The organism is Kitasatospora sp. NPDC059803 (assembly GCF_042732255.1).
Taxonomy (GTDB): domain Bacteria; phylum Actinomycetota; class Actinomycetes; order Streptomycetales; family Streptomycetaceae; genus Kitasatospora.
Genome location: NZ_JBHWIJ010000147.1, coordinates 12528 through 19483, shown reverse-complemented (window position 1 = coordinate 19483; position 6956 = coordinate 12528). Strand labels below are relative to the sequence as shown.

The 6956-nt window shown below is 70.4% G+C and carries 7 protein-coding genes; 3 read left to right on the top strand and 4 right to left on the bottom strand.

Annotation, left to right across the window (positions count from 1 at the left end):
• Positions 1–111 precede the first annotated feature (111 nt).
• The 4 genes from ACFV6I_RS22700 to ACFV6I_RS22685 form a co-directional block, all read right to left on the bottom strand.
• Positions 112–483 carry a hypothetical protein gene (locus ACFV6I_RS22700; protein WP_380427309.1) on the bottom strand — a complete coding sequence of 124 codons (372 nt, stop codon included), beginning with the start codon at positions 481–483 and terminating at the stop codon, positions 112–114.
• Between the two features lie 112 nt (positions 484–595).
• Positions 596–790 (bottom strand): hypothetical protein, encoded by a 195-nt coding sequence (locus ACFV6I_RS22695; protein WP_380427307.1) that lies wholly within the window; start codon positions 788–790, stop codon positions 596–598.
• A 312-nt stretch (positions 791–1102) separates the two neighbouring features.
• The gene (locus ACFV6I_RS22690) at positions 1103–1300 is read right to left on the bottom strand and encodes a hypothetical protein (RefSeq protein ID WP_363375533.1); all 198 of its coding nucleotides are present in this window, start codon (positions 1298–1300) and stop codon (positions 1103–1105) included.
• A gap of 822 nt (positions 1301–2122) precedes the next feature.
• Positions 2123–3076, bottom strand: coding sequence for an RHS repeat-associated core domain-containing protein (locus ACFV6I_RS22685; RefSeq protein WP_380427305.1), 954 nt, complete (start codon positions 3074–3076; stop codon positions 2123–2125).
• On the opposite strand from ACFV6I_RS22685, the gene ACFV6I_RS22680 reads away from it, so the two are divergent.
• The 3 genes from ACFV6I_RS22680 to ACFV6I_RS22670 are packed head-to-tail and all read left to right on the top strand — an operon-like array spanning position 3075 to position 6822.
• On the top strand, positions 3075–3608 hold the full coding sequence (locus ACFV6I_RS22680; RefSeq protein ID WP_380427303.1) for a PadR family transcriptional regulator: 534 nt from the start codon (positions 3075–3077) through the stop codon (positions 3606–3608). The two genes, ACFV6I_RS22685 and ACFV6I_RS22680, sit on opposite strands and share 2 nt — an antisense overlap.
• A gap of 2 nt (positions 3609–3610) precedes the next feature.
• A complete protein-coding gene (locus tag ACFV6I_RS22675) occupies positions 3611–4291 on the top strand; it encodes an ABC transporter ATP-binding protein (RefSeq protein ID WP_063349686.1) in 681 nt (226 codons plus the stop codon).
• Complete coding sequence (locus ACFV6I_RS22670; RefSeq protein WP_380427301.1) at positions 4288–6822, top strand: ABC transporter permease; 2535 nt, start codon at positions 4288–4290, stop codon at positions 6820–6822. Before ACFV6I_RS22675 ends, ACFV6I_RS22670 begins: the two co-directional genes overlap by 4 nt.
• Positions 6823–6956: the final 134 nt, after the last annotated feature.

Here is a 6956-nt window from a genome sequence, read left to right as displayed (position 1 = left end):
CCCCCCCCCCCCGCCCCCGCCCCCGGCCCCCCCCGCCCCCCCGGCCGCCAAGGCCCCACCGCGAGCCCCCCCCCACCCCAACCCCGGGTGGGGGCGGCTCTCGAAACGGACCTACTGCCGAAGGAACGCGGCGAACGGCACGCCACCGTCGTCCGCATCGGTCAGCTGCAACCACTCCTCACCTTGGTCCTTGCCGTACTGGAAGAACCCCTCGCACCTCAGATCGCCGTCGACGGAGACCAATTGGGCAACCGCGCCAGGTCCGGCGTCGGAAAGCGTCCCGTACTTCCAGGTGCCGGTGAACTTCACCACGGTCGGGGACTTCTTTCCACGACACATGGCGGGGAGCAGGCTCACCTCGCCGAGCTTGCCGCCCTCCAGAAACTGGATCGAAGCGACGGGCGCCTTCCAGGACCCGATGACAGCCGGGACAGGATCCTTCGCCACCGTGCACGAAGCCGCCAGCGGCAGAGCCGATGCCACACAGACAGCCAGAACAGGCAGCCTCCCACGTCCACGCGCCCGGCTCGGCCTCTGCATCCCGATCACTCCCACCCCGTTCCATATCGCCAGGAATTGAATCCCCCGCGATATCTCAGTCCTTCTTCATGGCGAACCCCTGACTGACCAGCACCCATAGGTCCTTTCCGTTCTCCTCGGCCGTCAGCCAGAAGCGACAACTACCGCTCCCATCCTTCCGGGTCGCGTCCACGTAGACCCCCGGCCCCACGTCATCGAGAACCGACTTCTTCCAGCGCCCCTCAATCTCCGTCGACTGTTCCCGGTCCACCAAGGCAGCGCTGCACACACGGGCCGGCACTTGTGCCGATCCGACCCGCCCTTCCGGAAGAAGCTCGACAGCCGCCGCTCCTCCGGCCCACCGTCCGACCGGATCAGGCACCTCAGGCGCGGAAGGTCGGACCGTCATCCACACGGCCCAGCCCAACCCGAGGACACCCAGCAACCCGCCGACCACACTCCACAGGACAATTCGCCGCCCCTTCACGCACCCTCCATCAAAGGATCTGGCGGCGAGGCCGTCCCGAAGACCGCCCCACCGCCTCAGAAGTCACGCGCCACCACCTGCGACAGTCCGAACAGGTCAGCGCAGGATCGCCTTGACGGCCATGCCGAGGACAGCCACCCCAGGAACCACAATGAAGAACCAGCCGACAATCAACGCGATCACCGGGATCGACTTCTTCTCAGCGCCCTCCACGAAGAAGTCGCGGATTCCACGAAAATTTGCGACCAAGGCTAATCCCAGGACAACCGGTATCAGCATTCCAAGGACAACCATCAAAGCTCCCGACCTCACAGGACAAGGACCGCATACGGTAGCACCGCCCAGCCAGAACTGACAATCCATCAGTTCATTCTGGATCCCGGCCACCCTGCCCTGCAACGAAAGCCTTCCCCGTCCACTTATTATCCTCCACGCAACAGCTCCACGAGCTAACCCCTCAACAGCTGAGCGCCCCATCCGGCAACCGGATGGGGCGCTCATGGCACAGACCTACTGGCTATCCACAGCCGACGGACTACTGTCGGGCGAACGACTCTTGACCAGCGTCCACCCCCCCTTCCATGATCCCCCACTCGTGGCGGGCTCGCCGAGCGATTACTCGATGAACCCCACCAGGATTGAACGGGAAGTTACCGTAAGTGCCCAGAATAAACATCTGGGTCCCCGATGCGCATCACGCGCCCGGGGACCCAGATGTCGCAAAATCAGGATCTAGACGCAGGCGCGGGCATCACTACCATTGCGTAGATCACACCGAGTGCGCTCATCAGCAGGAAGGGCCAACCACCCGCAAGGAGATAGAGCACTGGGGGCAGAGCAAACAACACGGCAGCCACCCCCCGAACATTCCTCCCCCTGGCCGCCCAAAAAGAGACCAGGAAGAGAAAGAACAGTGTGGGGACAGTTATTGTGAGCGAGATGAGCGCCAGCAGCTTGAGGCCATCCAGGGAGTCGGCTCGAGAGAATCCATTGGCGTCATGCCCTCCGGGCGCAAATGCTGAAAGAACGAGCATAAAAACGCACACGGGAGCCACGCACACCGCAAGATATCTCAGCAGCGCCCGACTGAACCACCGGCCGACTCGATTAAATCTGTTAATCAGCACCCTGATACACACCCGCCATTCTGGTAGGTACGGCCCGAAGGCGAGAAGAGGGATGACGCAAACGAAACTGCAAGCAGACCAGGATCCACCTCTCTTTCGCTGGAACTATCCGCGGCGGCACCCGGACATTCCTCGTAGTCGGATGGCGCGACGTGCCGCCAATTACCGTATCGTGATGCCCCGCCACAGTTGACGGCATCACGGTAAACGTTGCGCCACCGGTATCGGCATCCCAGAAAACCTCAAGGGCCATGCCGGTGGGGTCGGTCTTGTTGACCGGGTCATTGTTGCTGTACACGTAGGCGTTCCACTGCTGCGGGTCGTTGGGCAGGAGCAGTGGGTCCGGGCTGAGGAAGCGGCCGGTGCTGGGCTGGTATTGCCTGGCGCCGAGGTTGGTGAAGCCGGTGGCGTCGTCCTTGAGGCCTCCCACGTAGCCCTTGTCGCCGGCCCAGGCGGTGGTGCTGGAGGTGGTGCCGCGGGGGGCGCCGAAGGGGTCGGTGGGGCGGCGGGTCTCGACGAGGCTGTCGCGGCCGATGGACAGGGTGTTGGTGCCGTGGTGGTCGGCGAACTGGTACGTGAGCTTGGTCGGGCTCTCGCGGACCAGGGTGATGCCGCCGGGGATGCTGTAGTAGCGGGTACCGGTGCTGGTCTTGGTACCGGTGTCGTAGGTGAGTTCGTCGCCGCCGCCGAGGTTGACGGTGACCTTGCCGGGGTTGCGGCGGATCAGCTGGTTGCCGTCGGCGTCGTAGACGTACGTCGTGACGGCCGAACCCTGGGCGAGTGAGGCGAGCTTGCCCTCGACGTCCCAGGTCAGCGTGGATGCGTTGGCCGAGTCGGCGACCCTGCTCGGGGAGGCCGCGGCCGTAGCGGCGGCGCCGGCCGGGCCCCCAGGGGGCCCGCTATACACCTGTGTGTATACATGGCCTGTATAGTCCCGGAGCATGTCACTCGGACAGCTGTTCCTCGGCTTGCTGGAGACCCAGCCCCGCCACGGATACGACATCAAACGCCTCCACGACGAGCACTTCGGGCGCGACCGCGGCCTGCACTACGGGCAGGTGTACGCGACGCTCTCCCGGCTGCTGAAGAACGGGCTGGTGGTGGTCGACGGTGTCGAGGCCGGCGACGGCCCGGAGCGCAAGCGGTACGCGATCACCGATGCCGGGGTCACCGACTTCGCCAACTGGCTCGCGCACCCGGAGAGCCCGCAGCCGTACCTGCAGAGCACGCTCTACCAGAAGGTCGTGCTCGCCCTCCTGACCGGCCGCTCCGGCGCCGACGTCCTGGACGCGCAGCGGGCCGAACACCTCAAGGAGATGCGGGAGCTGACCCGCCGCAAGCTCACCGGGGACCTCACCGACCAGCTGATCTGCGACCACGCCCTGTTCCACCTGGAAGCCGACCTGCGCTGGCTGGAGCTCACCGCCGCCCGCCTGGACGAACTCGCCGCCCGCATCACGGAGTCCCAGCGTTGACCATGCCCGAACCCCTGCTCGCCGCCCACGACCTGCACAAGAACTTCGGGCTCACCCCGGCGCTCGGCGGAGCCTCGCTCACCGTCGCGGCCGGCGAACTCGTCGCCGTGATGGGCCCGTCGGGCTCCGGGAAGTCCACCCTGCTGCACTGCCTCGCCGGGATCACCCGGCCCGACAGCGGCCGCCTCCGCTACCGGGAACGCGACCTCACCGCCTGCTCCGACGCCGAACTGAGCGCCCTGCGGCGCACCGAGTTCGGCTTCCTGTTCCAGTTCGGCCAGCTCGTCCCGGAACTCTCCTGCCTGGAGAACGTCGCGCTCCCGCTGCGCCTCAACGGACTGCGCCGCCGGGCCGCCGAGGCCCGGGCCCGCGAATGGCTGGAGCGCCTGGAGGTGGACGACGTGGCCGCCAAGCGCCCCGGCGAGGTCTCCGGCGGCCAGGGCCAACGGGTCGGCGCCGCGCGGGCCCTGATCACCGGGCCCAGGGCGGTCTTCGCCGACGAGCCGACCGGCGCGCTCGACTCCCTCAACGGCGAGCGGGTGATGAAGCTGCTCACCCTGGCCGCCCGGGAGACCGGCGCCGCCGTCGTCCTGGTCACCCACGAGGTCAGGGTCGCCGCCTACGCCGACCGCGAGATCGTCGTCCGCGACGGCCGCACCCGCGACCTGGCGGGCGCGATATGAGCAGTTCCACCACGAGCGGCCCCGGCGTGAGCAGCCCCGACGCGAACACCCCCGCCGCCGACCGGGTCCGCTCGCCGTTCCTGGACCAGCTCGGCCTCGGCGTACGCCTGGCCCTCACCAACGGGCGGGACGGCTGGGGGCGGCTGCTGCTCACCGCCTGCGGCGTCGGCCTGGGGGTGGCGCTGCTGCTGTTCACCGCATCCTTCCCCGGCATCGTCCAGCACCGCAACGAGCGCCTGTACGTGCAGAACGACACCTTCCGCGACGAGGACCTGCCCACGCCCGGCGACCGGACGGTCCTCATCGCCACCGCCGACACCACCTTCCGGGGCACCCCGATCCGTGGACGGGTCGTCCAGCCCGAGGGCCCGGACGCGGCGCTCCCGCCCGGAGTGGCCGCGTACCCGCCGCCGGGGCGGATGGTCGTCTCGCCCGCCCTGGCCGAGCTCCTGAAGGACCCGGCCAACCAGCTGCTGCGCGACCGCCTCCCCTATCCGGTGGTCGGCGGCATCGGCCCGGCCGGTCTGCTCGGCCCCGGCCAGGCCGGCTACCTGCTCGGCAGCGACCGGCTCTCGCTGGACGCCGGAGCCGACCGCATCACCTCGTACGGCCACTTCTCGCCGCCCAAGCCGATGGACCCCCGGCTGATCCTGCTCAACGCCGTCGGCCTGACCGTGATGCTCGCCCCGGTCGGCGTCTTCCTCGCCGCCGCCGCCCGCTTCGGCGGCGAACGGCGCGACCGCAGGCTCGCCGCGCTGCGCCTGGTCGGCGCGGACCGCCGGATGACCGCCCGGCTCGCCGCCGGGGAGTCCCTGGTCGGCGCGCTGCTGGGCCTGGTCGCGGGCGCGGCGCTGTTCCTGCTCGGCCGGCGGCTGACCGGCCACCTGCGGCTCGCGGGCTTCAGCTTCTACCCCGAGGACATCGCGCCGCACCCCGCCATCGCCGCCGCGATCGCCGTGGTCGTGCCGCTCCTCGGCGTCGGCGTGACCCTGCTGGCGATGCGCCGGGTCACCGTCGACCCGCTCGGCGTGGTCCGCCGGTCCGGCCCCGGCCGGCGCCGGATCGGGTGGCGGCTGGCGCTGCCGCTGGCCGGCCTCGCCCTGACGGCGCTCGCGCTGGCGCTGCCCACGCAGTACAACCCGTCCGGGATGGGGCGCACCGCCGTCTTCAACTCCGTTCAGGACACTCGCGGTTCACTGCTGGTCGCGGTCGGCGTGCTGCTGATGCTGGTGGGCGTCTGCACCCTGCTGCCCTGGCTGGTGGAGGCCGCCACCCGGCGCTCCGGCGGCGGCGTGTCCTGGCAACTCGCCATCCGAAGGCTCCAGTTGAGCTCGGGCCCCGCCTCGGCCGCGGTCAGCGGCGTGGTCGTCGCCGTCGCCGGGGCGATCGCCCTGCAGACGCTCTTCCTCGGCGTCAGCGCGAGCTACGAGGACCGTCCCGGCCCCCGCGCCGCGGTCGGGCCGTACCAGCAGTCGATATCCTTCCCCGGCGGCGGACCGCAGGCCGACCTGCTCGCCGAGCGGCTGGCGCACTCCCCCGGGGTGCAGGCCACCGCCGCCTACACCGAGTTCGCCCTGGAGACCCCCACCGCCAAGTCCTGGGAGCTGCCCGGCGTCCGGATCGCCGGCTGCGCCGTGCTGCGCGGCTTCGCCACCCTGCCCGACTGCAAGGACGGTGACGCCTTCGCCGTCCAGGGCCGGACCATCCGACCGGGCGGCGGCACGAGCACCGGAGCGAACGACGGCACGAGCACCGGCACGAGCACCGGAGCGAGCACCGGAACGAACGACGGAACGAACCGCGGCACGGACGCCGCCGCCGAGACCAGGCCCGGCACGACCGTCCACGCCGCCTACTTCCGCGGTGACGGCGAGCCGCCGTCCTGGCCACTGCCCGCAGTGACGGCCACCGTCGAGCCCGTCGAAGGCGCCGACCCCAACGGGCGGCTCGGCTCCGGCCTGCTGCTCCTCACCCCGGCCGCCGCCCCGGCCGCCGCACTGCGCGGCCAGCCCGCGACCGTCCTGGTCGCGATGGCCCCCGGCCTGCCGGACCCGAAGGAGCAACTCGCGACCGCCGTCATGGCGATCGACCCGCAGGGCTTCGCCGGCTCCCCCCTCGACCACGCCATCGACCCGACCTACCTCGCCGTCAAACGCCTGCTCACCGCCGGCTCCGCCGTCACCCTGCTGCTGGTCGCCCTCAGCCTGCTGGTCGGCCAGTTGGAGCGGTTCCGGGAGCAGCGCCGCATCCTCGGCGTGCTGAACGCCGTCGGCACCCGCCGCCGAATCCTGGGCCTGTCGGTGCTGTGGCAGACCCTCGTCCCGATGGCCCTGGGCATGCTACTGGCCACCGTCGGCGGCCTGCTGATGGGAGCCGTCCTGCAGTACACGGCGGGCCTGCCCTTCGCCCTCGACTGGGGCTCCATGCTGGCCATGTCCGCGATCGCCGCCGGCGCCGTCCTCCTCACGACCGCGCTCGGCCTGCCGCAGCTCCTGCGCCTGATGCGGCCCAGCGAACTGCGCTACGAGTAGCACCGGCCACCCGGGGGCGGCCCCCCCACCCGACGCGGCCGGCCCCCCGGGCGGGGACCAGGGGGGGGGGGGGTGGGGCCCGGCGCCCCCCCCGGGGGGGGTGTTTGCGGGGGGGGCGCGGCGGGGGCGGGCGC

Coding starts and splice junctions, on each gene's coding strand:
- ACFV6I_RS22670 (WP_380427301.1), top strand. CDS start 4,288: ATGAGCAGTTCCACCACGAGCGGCCCCGGCGTGAGCAGCCCCGACGCG.
- ACFV6I_RS22685 (WP_380427305.1), bottom strand. CDS start 3,076: ATGCTCCGGGACTATACAGGCCATGTATACACACAGGTGTATAGCGGG.
- ACFV6I_RS22675 (WP_063349686.1), top strand. CDS start 3,611: ATGCCCGAACCCCTGCTCGCCGCCCACGACCTGCACAAGAACTTCGGG.
- ACFV6I_RS22680 (WP_380427303.1), top strand. CDS start 3,075: ATGTCACTCGGACAGCTGTTCCTCGGCTTGCTGGAGACCCAGCCCCGC.
- ACFV6I_RS22690 (WP_363375533.1), bottom strand. CDS start 1,300: ATGGTTGTCCTTGGAATGCTGATACCGGTTGTCCTGGGATTAGCCTTG.